Annotated in this window: 20 protein-coding genes; 11 read left to right on the top strand and 9 right to left on the bottom strand. The window is 65.5% G+C overall.

Annotation, left to right across the window (positions count from 1 at the left end; genetic code table 11):
• Positions 1 to 185 precede the first annotated feature (185 nt).
• The 3 genes from ABZ909_RS19090 to tgt all read left to right on the top strand — a co-directional run bounded on the left by ABZ909_RS19090 (position 186) and on the right by tgt (position 5,409).
• The gene (locus ABZ909_RS19090) at positions 186 to 1,919 is read left to right on the top strand and encodes an ABC transporter ATP-binding protein (RefSeq protein WP_357001134.1); all 1,734 of its coding nucleotides are present in this window, start codon (positions 186 to 188) and stop codon (positions 1,917 to 1,919) included.
• A 144-nt stretch (positions 1,920 to 2,063) separates the two neighbouring features.
• The gene (locus ABZ909_RS19085) at positions 2,064 to 4,031 is read left to right on the top strand and encodes an ABC transporter ATP-binding protein (RefSeq protein ID WP_357001132.1); all 1,968 of its coding nucleotides are present in this window, start codon (positions 2,064 to 2,066) and stop codon (positions 4,029 to 4,031) included.
• A 127-nt stretch (positions 4,032 to 4,158) separates the two neighbouring features.
• Positions 4,159 to 5,409, top strand: a complete 1,251-nt coding sequence (tgt, locus tag ABZ909_RS19080) for a tRNA guanosine(34) transglycosylase Tgt (RefSeq protein ID WP_357001129.1) — start codon at positions 4,159 to 4,161, stop codon at positions 5,407 to 5,409.
• Between the two features lie 55 nt (positions 5,410 to 5,464).
• Here tgt and ABZ909_RS19075 read toward each other — a convergent pair whose 3' ends face one another.
• Complete coding sequence (locus tag ABZ909_RS19075) at positions 5,465 to 6,139, bottom strand: queuosine precursor transporter (RefSeq protein ID WP_357001209.1); 675 nt, start codon at positions 6,137 to 6,139, stop codon at positions 5,465 to 5,467.
• A 160-nt stretch (positions 6,140 to 6,299) separates the two neighbouring features.
• Here ABZ909_RS19075 and ABZ909_RS19070 point away from each other — a divergent pair, with 160 nt between their 5' ends.
• Positions 6,300 to 6,845: a DUF4190 domain-containing protein gene (locus tag ABZ909_RS19070; RefSeq protein ID WP_357001127.1), complete on the top strand. Its 546-nt coding sequence runs from the start codon at positions 6,300 to 6,302 to the stop codon at positions 6,843 to 6,845.
• 195 nt (positions 6,846 to 7,040) lie between these two features.
• On the opposite strand, the gene ABZ909_RS19065 is transcribed toward ABZ909_RS19070, so the two are convergent.
• The 3 genes from ABZ909_RS19065 to ABZ909_RS19055 form a co-directional block, all read right to left on the bottom strand.
• Positions 7,041 to 7,853: an RDD family protein gene (locus ABZ909_RS19065; RefSeq protein WP_357001125.1), complete on the bottom strand. Its 813-nt coding sequence runs from the start codon at positions 7,851 to 7,853 to the stop codon at positions 7,041 to 7,043.
• A gap of 50 nt (positions 7,854 to 7,903) precedes the next feature.
• The gene (gluQRS, locus tag ABZ909_RS19060; protein ID WP_357001206.1) at positions 7,904 to 8,809 is read right to left on the bottom strand and encodes a tRNA glutamyl-Q(34) synthetase GluQRS; all 906 of its coding nucleotides are present in this window, start codon (positions 8,807 to 8,809) and stop codon (positions 7,904 to 7,906) included.
• A 173-nt stretch (positions 8,810 to 8,982) separates the two neighbouring features.
• Positions 8,983 to 9,480, bottom strand: coding sequence for a DUF309 domain-containing protein (locus ABZ909_RS19055; RefSeq protein ID WP_357001123.1), 498 nt, complete (start codon positions 9,478 to 9,480; stop codon positions 8,983 to 8,985).
• Between the two features lie 393 nt (positions 9,481 to 9,873).
• Here ABZ909_RS19055 and ABZ909_RS19050 point away from each other — a divergent pair, with 393 nt between their 5' ends.
• Complete coding sequence (locus ABZ909_RS19050) at positions 9,874 to 10,083, top strand: DUF397 domain-containing protein (protein ID WP_354838731.1); 210 nt, start codon at positions 9,874 to 9,876, stop codon at positions 10,081 to 10,083.
• Between the two features lie 73 nt (positions 10,084 to 10,156).
• Here the strand turns inward: ABZ909_RS19050 and ABZ909_RS19045 are convergent, their stop codons facing one another.
• Positions 10,157 to 11,776 carry a cytochrome bc complex cytochrome b subunit gene (locus tag ABZ909_RS19045; RefSeq protein ID WP_357001121.1) on the bottom strand — a complete coding sequence of 540 codons (1,620 nt, stop codon included), beginning with the start codon at positions 11,774 to 11,776 and terminating at the stop codon, positions 10,157 to 10,159.
• A 97-nt stretch (positions 11,777 to 11,873) separates the two neighbouring features.
• Here ABZ909_RS19045 and ABZ909_RS19040 point away from each other — a divergent pair, with 97 nt between their 5' ends.
• On the top strand, positions 11,874 to 13,283 hold the full coding sequence (locus tag ABZ909_RS19040) for a wax ester/triacylglycerol synthase domain-containing protein (RefSeq protein ID WP_357001119.1): 1,410 nt from the start codon (positions 11,874 to 11,876) through the stop codon (positions 13,281 to 13,283).
• Between the two features lie 199 nt (positions 13,284 to 13,482).
• Here ABZ909_RS19040 and ABZ909_RS19035 read toward each other — a convergent pair whose 3' ends face one another.
• The 4 genes from ABZ909_RS19035 to ABZ909_RS19020 all read right to left on the bottom strand — a co-directional run bounded on the left by ABZ909_RS19035 (position 13,483) and on the right by ABZ909_RS19020 (position 17,049).
• Complete coding sequence (locus ABZ909_RS19035) at positions 13,483 to 13,908, bottom strand: hypothetical protein (protein ID WP_357001116.1); 426 nt, start codon at positions 13,906 to 13,908, stop codon at positions 13,483 to 13,485.
• Between the two features lie 58 nt (positions 13,909 to 13,966).
• The gene (locus ABZ909_RS19030; RefSeq protein WP_357001114.1) at positions 13,967 to 14,740 is read right to left on the bottom strand and encodes a DUF2637 domain-containing protein; all 774 of its coding nucleotides are present in this window, start codon (positions 14,738 to 14,740) and stop codon (positions 13,967 to 13,969) included.
• A gap of 826 nt (positions 14,741 to 15,566) precedes the next feature.
• A complete protein-coding gene (locus tag ABZ909_RS19025; protein ID WP_357001111.1) occupies positions 15,567 to 15,953 on the bottom strand; it encodes a hypothetical protein in 387 nt (128 codons plus the stop codon).
• Between the two features lie 157 nt (positions 15,954 to 16,110).
• Entirely contained in the window at positions 16,111 to 17,049 is a 939-nt protein-coding gene (locus ABZ909_RS19020; RefSeq protein WP_357001109.1) for a helix-turn-helix transcriptional regulator, read from the bottom strand.
• A gap of 532 nt (positions 17,050 to 17,581) precedes the next feature.
• Here ABZ909_RS19020 and ABZ909_RS19015 point away from each other — a divergent pair.
• The 5 genes from ABZ909_RS19015 (at position 17,582) to ABZ909_RS18995 (ending at position 18,978) form a co-directional block, all read left to right on the top strand.
• On the top strand, positions 17,582 to 17,872 hold the full coding sequence (locus tag ABZ909_RS19015) for a hypothetical protein (RefSeq protein ID WP_357001106.1): 291 nt from the start codon (positions 17,582 to 17,584) through the stop codon (positions 17,870 to 17,872).
• 123 nt (positions 17,873 to 17,995) lie between these two features.
• Entirely contained in the window at positions 17,996 to 18,160 is a 165-nt protein-coding gene (locus ABZ909_RS19010; RefSeq protein WP_357001103.1) for a hypothetical protein, read from the top strand.
• Positions 18,157 to 18,288, top strand: a complete 132-nt coding sequence (locus ABZ909_RS19005; RefSeq protein ID WP_357001101.1) for a hypothetical protein — start codon at positions 18,157 to 18,159, stop codon at positions 18,286 to 18,288. Before ABZ909_RS19010 ends, ABZ909_RS19005 begins: the two co-directional genes overlap by 4 nt.
• An 82-nt stretch (positions 18,289 to 18,370) precedes the next feature.
• Complete coding sequence (locus tag ABZ909_RS19000; protein ID WP_357001099.1) at positions 18,371 to 18,637, top strand: hypothetical protein; 267 nt, start codon at positions 18,371 to 18,373, stop codon at positions 18,635 to 18,637.
• Between the two features lie 62 nt (positions 18,638 to 18,699).
• Positions 18,700 to 18,978, top strand: a complete 279-nt coding sequence (locus ABZ909_RS18995) for a hypothetical protein (protein WP_357001096.1) — start codon at positions 18,700 to 18,702, stop codon at positions 18,976 to 18,978.
• Position 18,979: the final 1 nt, after the last annotated feature.

Below are 18,979 nucleotides of genomic sequence, written 5' to 3'. Positions count from 1 at the left end.
CGGTCGCGGCAGGATCGGCGTCCGATGGGGGATCGTCGGGTGCGCCCGCGGCGGGCGAGTGGCGAGATCTGGATCAGCCCGACATCTGAGCGAACGTGCCGAGAGCGGCCGATCCGCGCCGTTGTCCGACGGTGCCGGAAAACGTCGCGGCGAGCTCCGGAGGATGGCGGTAGCCTGCCACCATCATGTTGATCCGACTTCTACGCACCTTCCTCTGGCCCTACCGCAAGCAGTTGGCGGGGGTCGTCGTGCTCCAGCTGATCTCGGTCATCGCCATGCTGTACCTGCCCACGCTGAACGCCGACATCATCGACAACGGCGTCACCAAGGGCGATATCGGCTATATCTGGTCCACCGGCGGGTGGATGCTGCTGGTGACCGGCATCCAGATCGTCGCGCAGGCCATCTCGGTGTATCTGGGCGCGCAAGCGGCCATGGGCGCGGGCCGCGATATGCGCGCGGCGCTGCTGCACCGCGTCGGCACCTTCTCAGCGCGGGAGGTCGGCGTGTTCGGCGCGCCGTCGCTGATCACCCGCAATACCAATGACGTCGGCCAGGTGCAGCTGCTCGTGCTGATGAGTGCCACCATCCTGGTGATGGCGCCGATCATGTGCATCGGCGGCATCTTCATGGCGTTGCGGGAGAGCTTGCAGCTGTCGTGGCTGCTGCTGATCGCGGTGCCGGCGCTGGGCCTGTCGATGGCCTTCATCATCAGCCGCATGGTGCCGGGCTTCCGGCGCATGCAGGAGCGCATCGATGCGGTGAACCGCGTACTGCGCGAACAGATCACGGGCATTCGCGTGGTGCGGGCCTTCGTGCGGGAGCGGCAGGAGACCTGGCGTTTCGGGGTCGCCAATACCGAGCTGACCGAGCAGTCGCTCTATGTCGGCAAGTACATGGCCCTCATGTTCCCGGCCGTCATGCTCATCTCGAACGTCACCACGGTCGGCGTCATCTGGTTCGGCGGACACGCGATCGACAACGGGGAGATGCAGATCGGCTCGCTCACCGCGATGCTGGCCTACATCATGCAGATCCTGATGGCCGTCATGATGGCGTCCTTCCTGGCCATGATGGCCCCGCGCGCCGCCGTCTCGGCCGAGCGCATCGGCGGGGTGCTGGACACCGAGTCCTCGGTGTCGGAGCCGCGGCTGTCGCAGCCGTTCAAGGGTGATCCGGGCACGGTGGATCTGGCCTTCGCGGAGTTCAAGTTCCCGGGCGCCGAGAAGCCGGTGCTGCGGGCCATCCGCTTCGAGACCCGGCCGGGCACCACCACCGCCATCGTGGGCGCGACCGGTGCGGGAAAGACCACGCTGATCAACCTGATCCCGCGGCTGATCGATGTCACCGACGGCGCGGTCCACGTGGGCGGCACCGACGTCCGGCACCTGCCCCTGGAGACATTGCGCTCCGAGATCGGCCTGGTGCCGCAGAAGGCGTACCTGTTCTCCGGCACCGTGGCCTCCAACCTGCGCTACGGCAAACCGGACGCCACCGATGAGGAGCTCTGGCACGCGCTCGAGATCGCGCAGGCCGCCGACTTCGTGCGCGAGATGCCGCAGGGCCTGGAAACGCCTGTGGCACAGGGAGGTACGACCGTCTCCGGTGGTCAGCGCCAGCGGTTGGCCATTGCTCGCGCGCTGGTGCGCAAGCCGCGCATCTACCTGTTCGACGACTGCTTCTCCGCCCTCGACGTCGCCACCGATATGCGGGTGCGCGAGGCGCTGCGGCCGGAGACCTCGGACGCGTCGGTCATCATTGTGGCGCAACGGATCTCGACGATCCGCGATGCCGATCAGATCGTGGTGCTGGAGGACGGCGCGATGGCCGGCATCGGCACCCACGAGCAATTGCTGCGGGACTGTCCCGAATACCGCGAGATCGTGGAGTCGCAGTTCAGCGCGGAGGAGGTGCGATGAGACATAATCGCGAAGCGCTCATTGCGCCGACGGGGTGCGGGATCTCCCGCATGGCACTGCTGGAGGTGCGATGAGACATAATCGCGAAGCGCTCATTGCGCCGACGGGGTGCGGGATCTCCCGCATGGCACTGCTGGAGGTGCGATGAGGCCCGGAGCCGTCAATCCCGGTGCGCCGGATGCCAAGGCGAAGTCCTTCGGCCCGTCGCTGAAGCGCCTGCTGCGCCTGCTCGCCCCCGACCGGTTCTATCTGGTCGTGGTCTTCCTGCTGGCCGTCGGTTCGGTGGTGCTCAACACCCTGGGCCCGCAGATTCTCGGCAAGGCCACCAACCTCATCTTCGACGGTGTGGTCGGCAAGCAGCTGCCCGCCGGGCAGAGCAAGGACCAGCTGGTCGAGGGGCTGCGCGCGAACGGCAACAACACCTTCGCGGACATGCTGGCCAGCATGAACGTGATTCCCGGCACGGGAATCGATTTCACCGCGGTCGGGCATGTGCTGGCCTGGGTGCTGGCGCTCTACATCGGCGCCTCGGTGTTCGGCTGGCTCGAAGCCCAACTGCTGATCATCGTGATCAACCGGACCGTGAAGCGGTTGCGCGCGCAGATCGAGGAGAAGATCCACCGGCTGCCGCTGCGCTACTTCGACTCGATGCCGCGCGGCGATGTGCTCTCCCGCGTCACCAATGACGTCGACAATGTCGCGCAGACGCTGCAGCAGACCATGTCCCAGCTGATCATCAATGTGCTGTCGGTGATCGGCATCCTGATCATGATGTTCTGGATCTCGTGGCTGCTGGCCCTGATCGCACTGCTGACGGTGCCGCTGGCGGTCATCGTGACCGCGCAGATCGCCAAGCGCTCCAAGCCGCACTTCGTGGATCAGTGGAAGCTCACCGGCGAGGTCAACGCTCAGGTCGAGGAGGCGTTCACCGGGCACGAGGTGGTCAGTGCCTTCGGGCGGGTGCGCGAGGTCGGCGAGAAGTTCGACGAGACCAACGACAAGCTCTACAACTCCTCGTTCAAGTCGCAGTTCATCTCCGGCCTGATCATGCCCGCCATCATGTTCCTCGGGAACCTGAACTACGTGCTGATCGCCGTGGTCGGTGGCCTGCGGGTGGCGTCGGGCAATCTGTCGCTGGGTGAGGTGCAGGCGTTCATCCAGTACTCGCGCGGGTTCACCCAGCCGCTCACCCAGATCGGCTCGATGATGAACCTGCTGCAGTCGGGGGTGGCCTCGGCGGAACGGATCTTCGAGATCCTCGACGCCGAGGAGCAGTCGGCGGATCCGGATCCGGAGGATTCGCGGCCGGTGGATCGCGGCCGGGTGGCGTTCGAGGACGTGTCCTTCCGCTACGAGCCGGAGACGCCGATCATCGAGGATCTCTCGCTGGTGGCCGAGCCCGGGCACGTGGTGGCCATCGTCGGCCCGACCGGCGCGGGCAAGACCACCCTGGTCAATCTGCTCATGCGGTTCTACGAGGTGGATTCCGGCGCCATCACCATCGACGACGTCGACATCACCCGCATCACCCGCGACCACCTGCGGTCGCGCATGGGCATGGTGCTGCAGGACACGTGGCTGTTCGGCGGCACCATCCGGGAGAACATCGCCTACGGCAATCCCAGTGCCTCCGAGGAGGAGATCCTCGAGGCCGCCCGGGCCGCCTATGTGGACCGGTTCGTGCACGCGCTGCCGCACGGGTACGACACCGTCATCGACGAGGAGGGCTCCGGCGTCAGTGCCGGCGAGAAGCAGCTCATCACCATTGCCCGCGCCTTCCTGGCCAAGCCGTCCATCCTGATCCTGGACGAGGCCACCAGCTCGGTCGACACCCGCACCGAACTGCTGGTGCAGCACGCCATGGCGGCGCTGCGTCGGGATCGCACGAGTTTCGTGATCGCGCACCGCCTTTCGACGATCCGCGATGCCGACACCATCGTGGTGATGGAGAAGGGCAAGATCGTCGAGCAGGGAACGCACGAGACGCTGCTGCGATCCCGGGGCGCGTACTACCGGCTCTACGACGCGCAGTTCGCCGCCGCCATCACCGACGGCGAGGGCAACAATGTGGACGATCCGGAACCGGATGCCGTCGGAGCGGCCGCGAACTGAGCCCTCGGCAATCCACATCGGCCGCGGCCCACACCCGGCGGGCCCTGCCCTGATCGACCCGAACTGGCCTGGCCCGCACCCTCCGGTGCGGGCCAGGCCACTTTTCACGAAGTGAGAAGATGGCTCGGTGTCTGCTGCTTCGGAGTTCTCGTTCAAGGTCGGTTCGCGCCTGGAAGGGCGGCACGGCCGAACCGGTGTGATCAGCACTCCGCACGGTGACATCGCGACTCCGGCCTTCATCCCGGTCGGTACCAAGGCCACAGTCAAGGCGGTGCTGCCCGAGACCATGAAGGAGCTCGGTTCGCAGGCACTGCTGGCGAACGCCTATCACCTGTACCTCCAGCCCGGTCCCGACATCGTGGACGAGGCCGGGGGTGTGGCCGAGTTCATGAACTGGCACGGCCCGACCTTCACCGACTCCGGCGGCTTTCAGGTCATGTCGCTGGGTGTCGGCTTCAAGAAGGTGCTGGCCATGGAGTCGGTCGGCGTGCAGAACGACGATGTGATCGCCAAGGGCAAGGAGCGGCTGGCTCACGTCGACGACGACGGCGTCACCTTCCGCTCGCACCTGGACGGCTCCAAGCACCGCTTCACTCCAGAGGTGTCCATGGGCATCCAGCATCAGCTGGGCGCGGACATCATGATGGCCTTCGACGAGCTCACCACGCTCATGAACACCCGTCGCTACCAGGAGGAATCGCTGGAGCGCACGCGCTTGTGGGCCAAGCGCTGCCTCGACGAGCACGAGCGGCTCACCGCGGCCCGCTCGCACCGGCCGTACCAGGCGCTGTTCGGCGTCGTCCAGGGCGCGCAATATGAGGACCTGCGCCGCAAGGCATGTCGCGATCTGGAGGACCTGCGCGGCGCGGCCGGAACGGAATTCGACGGCTACGGCATCGGTGGCGCGCTGGAGAAGCACAATCTGGGCACCATTGTCGGCTGGTGCTGTGACGAGCTACCCGAGGGCAAGCCGCGGCACCTGCTCGGCATCAGCGAGCCGGAGGACATCTTCACCGCGGTGGAGAACGGCGCGGACACCTTCGACTGCGTGAATCCCTCACGTGTGGCCCGCAATGCGGCGCTGTACACCGACGAGGGCCGCTTCAACATCAATACGGCCCGGTTCAAGCGGGACTTCACGCCCATCGACGAGACCTGCGACTGCTACGCCTGCGCCAACTACACCCGCGCCTACATCCATCACCTGTTCAAGGCGAAGGAGATGCTCGCGTCCACGCTGTGCACCATCCACAACGAGCGCTTCACGGTGCGGCTGGTGGATCGGGTGCGGGAGAGCATCGACGGCGGCTATTTCGACGACTACCACGCCGAGTTCCTCGGCCGCTGGCGCGGACGCATCAAAGCCCCTGGGCTGTAAGGGAATTCGTTACGACCGCGCCGCGTGTTCCGGGCTGTGGCCCCGGGGCTCACACTCACTCGTAGATGGCGGACCGTTCGCGCGGCCGGTACGAGGGCTCGTGATGCTTCAGAAAGGCGATGCAGCGGTAGCTGATCGGCAGCACCATCATCTCGACGAGGGTCTTCCAGATGAAGCCCACCAGGGTGTAGTTGACGTAGTCGCCCCAGGTGTGGATGCCGATGGCGGTGGCGGCGATGGAGCAGAACACGAAGGTGTCTCCGAATTCGCCCGCCACGGTGGAGCCCAGCAGCCGCGCCCACAGGTGCTTCTCCTTGGTGCGCTCCTTGATGAGCACCAGGGTGACGGAGTTGAGGAACTGGCCCACGAAATAGCCCGCGATGCCGGCGAACGCCAGCTGCGGAGTGTGGCCGAGCACGTCCCCGAACGCCGAACCGTTCTGATCCAGGTCTCCGGTGGGCAGCTTGATGACGATCTGGAAGCAGGCGATCATCAGCAGCAGCGCGCCGAACCCGTAGTAGACGATGCGGCGGGTGGCGCGGAACCCGTAGACCTCGCTGAGGATGTCGCCGATGACGTAGGCGAGCGGGAAGAGGAAGAATGCGCCGTCCATGGTGAGCGGCAGCACGGTGATGGGGCCGAAGGACACATGGTGTCCGGTGAAGAATTGGACGCCTTTGGCGACACAGACGTTCGAGATCAGCAGGACAGCGGTGAAGGCCACCGCCACCGGCGTGAAGTATCCCCCCGCCGCGTCCGCGAATGCCGCGTGTTCGGGCGTGGGGTGCCCAGATCGGTCGGTGTCGACCTTTTCGATTTCACTCACGCCGAAAAGTATCCCTGCCTCGATCTATGGGCACGGGACCGATGGGTTGCCCTAGGCTGAGCGAATGACGAGTCCCGGCGATTCCGACGAGTGGTGGAAGCAGTACGGCGGTGAGGGCGTGACGCCCGAGACTCCGCCCGCCGCGCCACAGCAGCCGGCTCCGCCCCCGGCCGGCTACACCTCCGCTCCGCAGTACCAGAACCCGCCGATGACCCCGCCGCCGCAGCCGGTGTATCCGAATTATCCGCCGCCGCAGGCGAATCCGACGCCGTCCTATCCGGCCGCCGGGCAGCAGCCCCCGGCCTACGGGTATCCGGGCTATCAGCCCTACGGCTACGGTCCGCCGGTGCAGCAGACCAATTCGCTGGCCATCGCCTCGCTGGTGGTGTCGATCATCGGCGTGCCGGCCATGTTCTTCTGCGCCTTCCTGCCGGTCGTCTCGATCGTCGGCCTGGTGCTCGGCATCGTGGCGCTGAACCAGCTCCGGAACACACAGCAGCAGGGCCGCGGGCTGGCGCTGGGCGGCGTCTGGGTGGGCGGCATCAGCATCGTGGTCGGCCTCGCGCTGTTCCTGATCCTGATCATCGCGGGATCGACGGGGTCATCCTGACGGAAGGCTTTGCGCAGCAATGAAAGAAGGCTTTGCGCAGCAATGAAAGAAGGCTGTGCGCAGCAATGAAAGAAGGCTGTGCGCAGCAATGAAAGAAGGCTGTGCGCAGCAATGAAAGAAGGCTGTGCGCAGCAATGAAAATGGGGACGCATCCCGGAAGGACGCGTCCCCGTTTCGCGCTCAGCGGAGCCGGGCTCAGCCCTTCAGCACCTGGGTGCCACCCGCGAACTTGTCGTGCCAGCCCTGCTTGTTCGGGTCCTGCTCGATGGTGATGGCGATGTAGATCGCCATACCGAGACCGATCAGCCAACCCAGGCACGGGATCAGCTGGACGATCACGTACAGGTTGCGCTTGGCGGAGGTGGCCGGGTCGAGCGGGCCGCCGCCGGGGCCGACCACGCGCAGACCCAGCAGCTTCTTGCCGAGCGTCTGGCCGCCCTGCTGGGTCTCCATCAGGATGAAATATCCGAACAGGATGATCGGCAGCAGCACGTCCCAGGCCCAGGCGATGCTGTTGGGCAGCAGCGCCGCGATGATGCCGCCCGGGATACCGATGATCAGGCCGTCGATGACGCGGGCGGCGAACCGGATCCACAGGCTACCCGGCTGCTCGCCACCGAAACCGCCGGCGCCGAAACCGGGCTGGCCGCCGCCCGGGTAGGGCTGGTACGGCTGCTGGCCGTAGGGCTGCTGCTGGCCGTACGCGTCGGACTGGCCGAACGACTGCGGCTGCTGCCCGTACGGGTCGGGCTGCTGGCCGTAAGGCTGCTGCGGCTGCTGGCCGTAGGGGTCGGACTGCTGGCCGTAAGGCTGCTGCGGCTGCTGACCGTAGGGGTCGGACTGCTGGCCGTAAGGCTGCTGCGGCTGCTGACCGTACGGCTGCTGGCCGTAGGGATCGGACTGCTGTCCGTAGTGCTGCTGACCGTATGGCTGCTGGGGCTGTTGCGGCTGCCCGTACGGCTGGCCACCCTGCGGATACTGGTTGGGGTCGTACCCACCGCTCGTCATTGTTTCGCCGTCCTCGTCGAATTCGTTCGGGATCTGGTCGAGTGCGTACGTTACGGATACGAACTGGGTTGCAACAACCCGTCGGGGTCGAGTGTCCACGGTTCGCGTGGCAGGCTTTCCGGATCGAATTGTGTCAGCAAGGCGGACGGCGTAGTTGCACCCGAGTAGCCCAATGACGCCGCGAGCAGTCCCAGCACATGTTGCGGGGATTCGCCTAGGGCCATCCGGTCGCGCAGGGTGACCGCGCCGTCGCGTTTCGCGAGCCGTTGCCCGGAGGTGTTGAGTACCAAGGGGACATGGGCGTATTCGGGCACGGGCAGCCCGAGCAGGGTCGCCAGATACGCCTGCCGCGGAGTGGAGGGCAGCAGGTCGTCGCCGCGCACCACCTGGTCGATGCCCTGCTCGGCGTCGTCGACCACGACCGCGAGGTTGTAGGCGGGGGTGCCGTCGCCGCGCCGCAGCACGAGATCGTCTACCGCGCCGCGGTATTCGCCGAGCAGGCGGTCGATGACGGTGAATTCGCCGACCTCGGCGCGCAGCCGCAGCGCGGCGGTCCGGCCCGCGTCGCGCCGGCGCTGCTTCTCGTGCTCGGTGAGGTTGCGGCAGGTCCCCGGGTAGGCGCCCATCGGGCCGTGCGGGGCGGTGACCGCCTGCTGGATCTCCTTGCGGGTGCAGAAGCATTCATAGGTGTGGCCGACGGCGGTCAGGCGATCGATGGCGGCGTCGTAGAGCGGTAGCCGCTGCGACTGCCACACCACCGGCGGATCCCAGTCCAGCCCGATGGCCGCCAGATCCTCCAGCTGTCGCTGTGCCGCACCCTTTTTCACCCGATCCAGGTCCTCCACCCGCATGAGGAATCCGCGGCCGGTGGAGCGAGCGAACAGCCAGGCCAGCAGTCCGGTGCGGAGGTTGCCCAGGTGCAGGTCGCCGGACGGGCTGGGCGCGAAGCGGCCCACGCCGCGCGTGGTCGGACCGGGGCCGGGGCGGGGATCCCGACGGCCGGTTGTTGCTGTGGCGGGGTCGGTGGGCACGATTGTCGATGGTAGTTCGCACCCTTCGCAAGGCAGCTGGTCCTTCGCATTCTTGCGGGCGCACACACCGGGTGCGCTGTGGCAGCGGGATTGCGAATTCAGTGTGGGATTGTGAGCCGGGGCCGAAGATCGTTGTCGGAGATGGGTTTTCCCTGGTCGAGCGCGGTGAGCAGGGCGTGTGCGCGGGCCTCCAGGCCGGGTGTGTCGATGTCGTAGGGGGCGGGTCCGTAAGCGGCGAGGCGCTGTGTCGCGCGCTCGAGCAGGGTGCGCGCCCCCTTCGGATTTCCGCGCTGAATGTGGGTGAGTCCAACGGCAAATTGCGCGAGGCCCTGCCACAGCGATTTCTCGGCGAACGGACCGCTCTTCCAGGCGGCCTCGAGGACCTCGTGTGCGTTGAAGGCCAGGCCGTCGTCGAGCAGGCGCTGGGCGTAGTCGAGGGTCTCGAGGGGCGGTAGGTCGAGATCATCGGGTATGCGGGGGACACCGGCGCTGCCGAACGGGAGAGGTCGCCCGAACCGGTCACGAGGTCGGGCATTCCGGGCGCGTCCGTTCTCGTCGCGGTCCCGTCCGGTGTCGTCCTGGGTCGGCTGGGGCATGCCCTCCATGATTCCCCATGGCCGCCGCCGGAGGCGCGCGCGGAGTATGCCCGCGGGTGTGCGAATGGCCGGGCAACGGAATTCGGACTTCTGAAATCCAAAAGCCTCAATTTCGGGCTATTTCCGTGCAAATAATTAGCTGGCTAACCTTGCTGCAAATTTGCTGGTTGAAAACGAAAGAATGCGATCTCCCTATGACGAACCCTGCTAGGGTTTAGCGCGGGAACGGCCATCGGGGGTGCATTCCCATCGCGAAGTGCAAGAACAGGTTGCACGGAGCGTTTGCGTGCGACCCGCAGCACACCTGGGATTCGTGATTATGGATGGATCTCGAGGTCGCCAAGATCGATGCCAGCAAGATTCCAAGCTTGACGCAGAAAAGGAGCTAGTACCGTGAAGGTGGATTTCACCGGCGCCGTGTGGCGCAAGAGCAAACACAGCGGGCCCAACGGCAACTGCGTGGAGGTCGCTTTCCTCGGAGACGGCAATGTCGCGGTCCGCGACAGCAAGGACCACGGTGGCGGGCCGATCCTGGCCTTCACCCCCGGAGAATGGGATGCCTTCGTGGCGGGCGTCTCGGATGGCGAGTTCAAGCGGGCCTGACCGCTGCACCACCGGGAAGAAATTGAAGCCCCCGAGCCCCGGAGACTCGGGGGCTTCGCTTTGAGTGGCTGTTTCAGCGGGCGCGGTCCTGGGCGGTGCGCAGCACCGTCAGCTGCGCGTGCTCGGCCGCATGATCGTTGGCGGCATTGAGCTCGCGCTCCTCGGGCGGATCGGCCCAGAAGAACGCGCCGGTGCCGGGGCGGCCGGCGATCCCGAGTTCGTTCATCTTCCGGGGTACGCGGGCACCCTGATACGCCAGGGGAATTGGATGGCCGTGCTCGTCCACCGGCCCCAGCGGCTGGTGCACCTCGATGTACTCGCCGTGCGGAAGCCGCCGCACCACACCGGTTTCGATGCCGTGCTCGAGTACGCTGCGGTCGCCGCGCTGCAGACCCACGCACAGCCGGTAGGCGATGGTGTAGGCCAGCGGGGGGACGGTCAGCAGCGCGATGCGGAAGGCCCAGGTGGTGGCATTGAGCGAGATGTCGAACTTGAAGGCGATGATGTCGTTGACGCAGGCCAGGGTGAGGATCAGGTAGAAGCTCAGCGACATGGCCCCAATGGCGGTGCGCACCGGCACGTCGCGCGGCCGCTGCAGCAGGTTGTGCCGGGCTCGATCGCCGGTGAGCCGCTTCTCGATCCATGGGTAGGTGATGATCAGCGTGAAGATGAGCGGCATGAACAGCGCCACCGAGAACGCGCCCGGGACGGTGTGTCCGAAGGGATAGGCCTCCCAGGCCGGGAACAGGCGCAGGAAGCCGTCGGTCCACATCATGTAGAAGTCGGGCTGGGTGCCGGCGGAGACCTGAGAGGGGTTGTAGGGCCCCAGGTTCCAGATCGGATTGATTTGCAGCAGCCCGCCCATGAGCGCCAGCACGCCGAGGGTGAAGGCGAAGTACGCGCCCTGGTCCAGCGAGAAGACCGGCACGATGCGGGTGCCGATGACGTTCTTCTCGGTGCGGCCCGGGCCCGGATACTGGGTGTGCTTCTGGTACCAGACCAGCGCGATGTGAACTCCGATGAGCGCCAGCATGATTCCTGGTAGCAGCAGCACGTGCGCGATGTAGAGCCGCGGGATGATGATGCTGCCGGGGAAGTCCCCGCCGAACATGAGCCAGTGCAGCCAGGTGCCGATCACCGGGCTGCCCAGGGTGATTCCGGCGAAGGCGGCGCGCAGGCCGGTGCCGGAGAGCAGGTCGTCGGGCAGCGAGTAGCCGAAGAAACCCTCGAACATGGCCATGATGAACAGCAGTGCGCCGATCACCCAGTTGGCCTCGCGGGGCTTACGGAAGGCGCCGGTGAAGAAGACCCGGCCCATGTGGATGATCATGGCCGCGGTGAACAGCAGTGCGGCCCAGTGGTGCACCTGCCGGATGAAGAGTCCGCCGCGGACGTCGAAGGAGATGTCGAGCGCGCTCTGGTAGGCGCGTGACATGGTGACCCCGCGCAGCGGCTGATAGGCCCCGTTGTAGGTGACGTCCTGCATGGACGGGTCGAAATACAAGGTCAAATAGACGCCGGACAGCAGCAGGATGATGAAGCTGTACAGCGCTATTTCACCGAGCAGGAACGACCAGTGGGTCGGAAATACCTTGTTGATCGATCTTTTGAGGAATGCGGCGCCTTTGTAGCGCTCGTCCATGCCATCGGCTTGTTGCGCAAGTCGACCGGCGAGCCTGTTGGTGGTTGCCATCGCGGTCACCCCGCCCCCGGGAGAATGGTAAGGCTTCTACTACAAACGGTAGCACCCAGAGCCGCTGTGTCGTCCGGGGTTTCGTTATGGTCATCGGGTGAAATCCCTGGCCGCCCGGGACGCCACCATGTACTGGCTGTCCGCGCGTACCCGCAACGACTTGTTCCTGCTCTACTGCTTCGCCGACACCGGACGCGAGGCCGGCGAGCTGCGGGCGGCCGTCGCGAACCGGGTGGTCGATATTCCGGATTTGCTGATACACGTGCTGGATACGCCTGCAAACATTGCGTACCCGATTTGGGCGACTTGCGAATTCACGAACGAGCAGTTCGTCGACCATCACCACGTGGAGGCCACGTGGGCGAATGTCACTGCCGCCGTGGGTGACCTGCTCGGCACGGGGCTGAATGCGAACGACCGCCCCTGGCGACTGCACGTGTTCCGAAATATTCGGGACGTCCCGGGGTTCGCTACCGGTGAGTCCGCCCTCGTAGCTGTGCTCCAGCTATCCCACGCCCTGGCGGACGGCCGCCGCGCGGCCGCCATCGCGCGAGCATTGTTCTGCGGCAGTGAATTTCCGGCATCTGCCGCCTCGAACCGCTCGGGCGGGCTCGTCGATCGGTTCCTCCCGCGCGACCTTCGTGATGCGGTGACGAGCGCCCTCGCCGCTACTGTTGCGCTGCCAGGCATACCGATCGGCATGGCACGCACGGTCGTTCGCGGTCTGGCCGCCGCCCGAGCGCAGCGCGGGCTGGCCGAGCTCACGGCCGCCGGGGAACTGCCGCCACCCGCACCCGATGTCGAACCGACGGCCCTGAACGGCACCGGCGCACCCCCTGCCGGGCATATCGTGCGAATGCTGGTGTGCGACAAGAACCGGCTGCGGGTATCGGACCACTCGATAACGGTCGTGGCGCTCACCGCCATCTCATTCGCGTTGGAGACCTATCTCTCGGGGCGCGGCGCCGCGGTTGCCGACCTCCGCGCCCAGGTCCCCATGGCGATGGTCATCGCAGCAGGCGGCCGCAACAGTTACCGCGACCTGTCGGTGGATCTGGCCGTCGCCGCGCCCTTGCCTCGTGCCCGCGCCGACCGCATCGCCGCCGACCTCGCCGCGCGCCGAACTCGCGCCGCGCATCCGCTCCAGGCCGCGCAGGACTCGGTGACCGCCGTCCTCCCCGCCCCGCTGCTGCACCATGACGTGACGCACGCCCCGATCGATACACTCCCCGAACGAGTTTCGGGTCATACCGTCGTCTCCAGCGTCGACCGCGGTCCCGCGGACCTCCGGTTCGGCAGCGGCACAGCCCGATTCACGGCCGGCTTCCCAGCCCTCGGCACGGTCATGCACCTGACCCACGGCATCCACGGACTCGGCGACACGGTCACCGTCTCCATCCACGCCGATCCCGCCGTTCTCCCCGACATCGACCACTATGCCGACCTGCTGGAGTCCGCACTCGATGAGGTCGCCTGCGCATTGCGGGAATCCGGCGCGGCGGGATGACCGGGTCGCCGGGGCTGGATATGTCGCCGGGTTGGATATGCGGAAGGCTCCGGCCGGACCGAGTCCGGCCGGAGCCTTCGAAGCGAAGGATAGGGGACGGCTCCCCTGATCGTTTGCGGGCCCGGCAATGCTGCCTGTTTGCCCAGATTACCTCTGATGCTTTCGATCAAGCGAATGGATGGTCGAGTTCAACGGCGGGTCAAACCATTCCGTTGACCAGCGGATGATCCGATACGCCCTCGGGGAGGCCCCATTGGCTATGCGCGAGTGCTTCGAAAACACAGATCAACAATAATTTTCGGGCGCGTTGCCCGGAATTGCCTTCGGATTCGACACCTGCTTCCTGGCTACGTATACCGACCACTGGGCCGCGCCGCAGTCCGGGCTCGGACAACATCCAGAACAGTTCCGGCCCCATCAGTGTCGAGCGTCCGCCCGTCTCGCTGAACCACCGGCCGGAGTATTCGATCATCAGATCGGTGAATGCTTCGACGTTGCTGACTGCGTCGGTGAACTGTGTCATCGCACCCGATCGATCCAGACTGTTTTGGATGATCGAAGCCAGCCGGCTTGCGATTTCTCGAAACTGATCTACTCCTTGGTCTTGCCACATGGTCATCGCCATTTTTCGCTCCAGAGAGGGTTTCAGAGGGGACTGAGGGTCGATCGAGCTGTGTCGGCCATTACATTTGCGCGGCTGTTGTCGAGACCTGGGGTCGTTCGACGCCGTCCGGCGAAACTGACCTGTGCTGTGAGCCGACTCCGGCGGTCTGCCCTCGGGAAGGCCCGGGCCCGATGGATTCGAGCGGGTAGAGCCGGGGCTGACGCACTGCAAAGGGTTCAGGGGAGCGCTCCAGATCCTGTGAGGCGGACGAGTCGGCTTCGAGCCGGGTGGCCTCGAGGTCGGCCTCGGGCTGGGTGGCCGCGAGGTCGGCCTCGGGCTGGGCGGCCTCGAGGTTGGCTGCACGCTCGGCCGCGACCTGCTTGCCGCGTTGCCAGAGCATCAACGTGAGGTGCACTGCGAACAGCATTGTCAGCGGCATGCCGGCGTAAATGATCATGGCCACAGCGCCGCCGCCGATCTCGTAGGCATACTGGACATTCCCGGCAATCGAGAGCAGGGTTGAAAGAACGAACAATACGGTCGAATACCACCAGCCCGCGCTCCATTGCCGGAACGAGGCGGTGGCGATGATCGAACCGACCACCAGGCCGTCGATGGCGACCGGCACGTTCGAGGCAAGGTCGGGTGGCACCAGATTGCGTATCGAGAGTTGGTGCAGGGCGGCGAAAGACATTTGAAATGACTTGACCGCCACTACGCCCGCGACAATTAGCGAAGCATGTGCTAGCCGGGGTCTGAACGAACTCAGTCGTCCGATGATTGCCCCCGCTCTGCGTAGCGGGGGCGCTTGCGCGTCGCCGTCTGTGGGTCTCGCTGATGTGATCTCCATCATGGCGGCGAGGGTACTGTGCGCTCGGTCTCGGATGGCGCACCGCCTGATTTTCAGATTTGGGGCCATGTGCATGCGCGCAATAGAGTCCTTCGCGGTTAGCCAGTTGTTAACTCAAATCCCATGGGCTGCAACGCATCACGCCTGTCCGCACCGATCGGGGGCCGCAAGTACTCAACCGATAGGTGTTTCATGTCAATAATCCGTTTTGGTCGGTCATCTCGTTGTGCCCCAGGGTGTTTCCGGTAGCGAATCATGAATTGACGCATGGTGGATGAAACCTCAGGTGGCCTGATCGGTTGCGACTGTGCGGGTGGTGGGCGTGGTCTCCGTTCTCCGCACGCTGCGTGTCCGGGGTGCCCGTGTGACCGTGAACGTGATGGCCCGGGCTGTGATCGCGACTAACCGCCAATCCGGTGCCGCCGAGGATGAACCCTCGTGCGGGTGCGGGTGCGATCAGCGCCGCAATGACGGCCATGCCCGCGGTCCCGGCCGAACGCATCACGGTGTTGTCGACCATGTGTAGCCGCGGCCTGGCGGGCTGGGGGTGCGAGGCCGGCTGGGTGCCGAGCGTGATCGAGATGAAAGGAGTCATGAACCCGGACCGTGCCGCATCGACACGGGATATGCGGAAGGCCCCGGCGGACTGGGTCCGGCCGGGGCCTTCGAAGCGGAGGATAGGGGATTTGAACCCCCCGCAATGACCAGCGGAAACGCGACTTCCAGCGGATTCCAACGATCTTGGAAAAACCGGCGCTTTTCTGACCAGGGACGTTAGACCTCGCCGTTGACGGCGTCAACGCGTGCTGAGTGGCTGCGACCTAGTGGATCACTGGTGCCACGGGCGGCGGCCCGCAATCTCGTCGTTGACACGCTGGACCTCTTTCGCGGTGAGATGGCGAAGCCGAATTCTGAGTGTGGAGAGGTCGACCCAGAGCTCCTCGGCTAGCTCGTAGAGGCTCGTGGGCGCTGCCCACATGAGAGCCTCGATCAGCTGGTGCAGGGTGATCAATCGCTTGGCTGCGATGACGCTGACGATTCGCTCTTCGATGACTGCGAGCCGTGAATCGGCTGGGACGGGACCGCGCTCGAGATGGACGATTTCGTGAGTGAGGGCGCACCGCCGGGCGGCCTGGCCGAGCGATCGGTCTATGTAGATGCCGTCAGTCGTCCATGACGCACGTGCTTTTCCTGGTAGGTCAGCCAGTGCGGACACGCTGATATGCGGGTGATTTCGACCTAGGTGTCGCCAGGGATTCCATCGGGTGTCATGTCTGAGCGTGCGATTCCCCATATTGTGGATTAGAACATGTGTTCGAGTGTGATAGCTAGGGGGTCGCGCAGGGGTGTCTATGACATGGCGTGCCAGGCTGCTACGGCAGGTTGTCCCAGTCGGGATCCAGGTTCTTGTCGAGATCGCCGTCGTCCGGCGCGAACGCCGCAAGCTGCCGCTCGGGATTCCATGCCGGCATTGGATGATGCAATCGGCCCTGTTTGAGCTCGGCGAGCGCGACCTTGAAACCGGGAGGTGCGTGAACGATGTCGGCGACAAGGGACCGTGCGTCGTCCCACGACCGGCTTCCCGAGAGGTACGAATCGAGGATTGGAATCGCGAGGTCGACGCGGTCGGCGGCATCGCTCAGGGGCCCCGCGAACAGGTTGTGTCCTTCGATCGTGAGGTGGTTGGGGATCCAGTTGCGCAGCGTCTCCGCAAGCTGCGGGAGTTGCCGGGCATTCTCCTGGACGAGCTCGCGAATCTCGATATCGACATCGTGATCCTCATACTCGGACAGTTCGGTCAGGCGCTCCATCCAGGTGACGACCTCTACGGGTAGCCGGCGGAAGAGCGCACCAACGTCGATGTCGGTCTCCTCTTCGCCGAGCCGAAATGCTTCGATCAGGTCTTGCCACGTGTTCACGACAGCGGTTTTCGCGTCGAGGTAGTGCCGGACCGGCAGTGGCGTGGCCGGCGCGTACAAGGCTTGGTTCGTTCCTTTGATTCGCCGATGGATCTCTGCCAAGAGGGCGTCTGTGGATACCTCGCCGAGGTCAATACGGAGGGGCTGCCCTTCGTCGATGAAGCCCGTCAGCGCCCGAGACGCGGCGGTGCGCACAACGTCAACCGGGATGCCGAAGCCCTGCGCGATGCCTTCAAGGGTCGCCTCCTCGGGCATCTGGCCGAGGTTCGGACGATTGTCGCGGAGGATATTCGAGATCAGCTGACGACTAAGGCCCGACTTGCGGGCAAGATCGGCCTGTTTCCACCCTCGGGCGTCTAGCTCGGCCTGGACAAATCGGCGGTACTCATGCACGAGGAACAGCCTCCGTTGGTGGTAGGTGAACCATCAAGCGATGGCGTGGCTGAGCGTCAACCGGCGACGCGTGTCACTCATTGCCATTGTGTCAACCAGTATGCGTCATTGTCGCGTCACCCTTGACCTGCTACGAGGGAAGTTATTCCCAATCTGCCGTTGACCAATCGTCAACCCATATGCGACAGTTTGTCGCATATTGCTTGACAACTAGAGCCCAGGGGGACAAGATCGTGAACGCCGCAGTACGACGCAAGAAATCGAAGGGAGTCTGGATGCAGGTTCGAGATCCCGACCTGCTGGTCCGGTACATGGAGAACGCCGATTTTTCGCAGGCGCGTTTGGCGCGCTACGTGGGTTGCAGTCGCCAGTTCATCCACATGCTGGTCAGCGGCGAGCGAAGGACGTGCACGAAGCAGGTCGGCGCTCTTGTTGAGGAGGCCCTCCGCGTGCTCCCTGGCACGCTTTTCGTGCCACGGAAGTCGTGCACTACGACTACTACTGTCAAACGTCAACGGACGGTGGCGACGGCATGACCAACGCAGATGAAACCCGTACACACGCCCTGGATTACGCCGCCGAGCGGATTGGCTGCCGATCCGAAGACTGGCTGCTCCGTCAGGTGCGAGCCCGAAAGTTGCCCGCCCGCAAGGTCGGAACGGTCTGGCGCATGACCGATGCCGACATCGCTGAGGCAATTCACCGGCTCGCCAGCCCCGCAATTCTCCCCGCCCCGTTGCCGCTTCCGGCTCCTGATGAGCGGGGGCTCACGCCCTCAAGCCGACGACGGCTCGCCCAGCGCGCCCGTAAGTCCGTCGCCTGACAAGACGTCCCGCGACGGTCTCCGCCGACGCCGACGCGGGCCGCGTGCTCCGGAGAGAGACCGCTCGAGGCCCCCACCCTCGTCTCTCCGGGGCGCGCACCTACTTCGAGAAAGGACCGCCGAATGTCCGGCATCCCTTGCCGTTTCAAAGACGGGACGCCCGTCTCGCCCGCGATTGCCGAAATGCTGGCTCGCGCGTTCGGATTCAGCTCGGCCGACCACATGGAGCAGGCGATTGCCGCCGGCGAGAAGCGCCGCCGGGCGCGCATAAATCGGGCAGCCGCATGAATCTCCCACGGCCGCACATCGATTCGGACACAGCCGCCGTCATCGGCTGGGACATCGTCGCCCTTCTGATCGTGGTCGGCTGCTGGCTGACCGGAGTGTGGCTCACCACCTGCGGAGCGCCGCTGTGATCGCCTGGCTCGCCTTCGCCCTCGTATGTCTCGCTGTCGGACTCACCGTGCTCGCCGTCGTGTGCATCGGGGGCCGGTACTGATGGCCCGCGAGCCCTGGTACCTCGCCTACGAGCGCGCGGCCGCCAATAGAGCACCGCTGAAACAGATCCGGCTGCCGCTACCCGAGCCCCTCGAACCCGCCGAACTTGCGCTCATCGGCGACGTCGTCGACACCAGCGCCGCGATGGCCGGCCACATCCTCAAGCCCCGCGCCATCGCTGATATCGCCCGAGCGGTGATGCAGCTGTTCGGGATCGGGTCGCCCGCCGTCGTGTCACCGGCGACGGGTGCCCAGTCCAACCCCTAGCAATTGCGGCCCGCCGAGCTCATACCTCGGCGGGACGCGCCAGAGATCAAGGAGCAAGTCTAATGGTGAGACATCGTCGAGGTTGGCGTGGCTGGAAGCCCTTCCGGCGCACCCCGGATCCGGTGATCGCGGCCGCGATCAGGGCCCGACAGCTCACGGAAGCCCCCACCGATGTGTTCCCCGTCTATGACGAGCGGAGCGAGATCTACGTTCCGGCGGCTGAGGCCGCGACCGAGCAGCTGCCCATCGTGCGCGGCGGCACACTGACATCGGACTACACCAGTCCGGCCTGGATGGGCCTTGCTGGCCTGCTCGACGGCGGCCCGGCGGTAACTCAGTGAG

Source organism: Nocardia sp. NPDC046763 (assembly GCF_040645495.1).
In the GTDB taxonomy this organism is placed as follows: domain Bacteria; phylum Actinomycetota; class Actinomycetes; order Mycobacteriales; family Mycobacteriaceae; genus Nocardia.
Note: the sequence above shows the minus strand (reverse complement) of the source record. Positions and strands in the feature narration are given on the sequence as shown.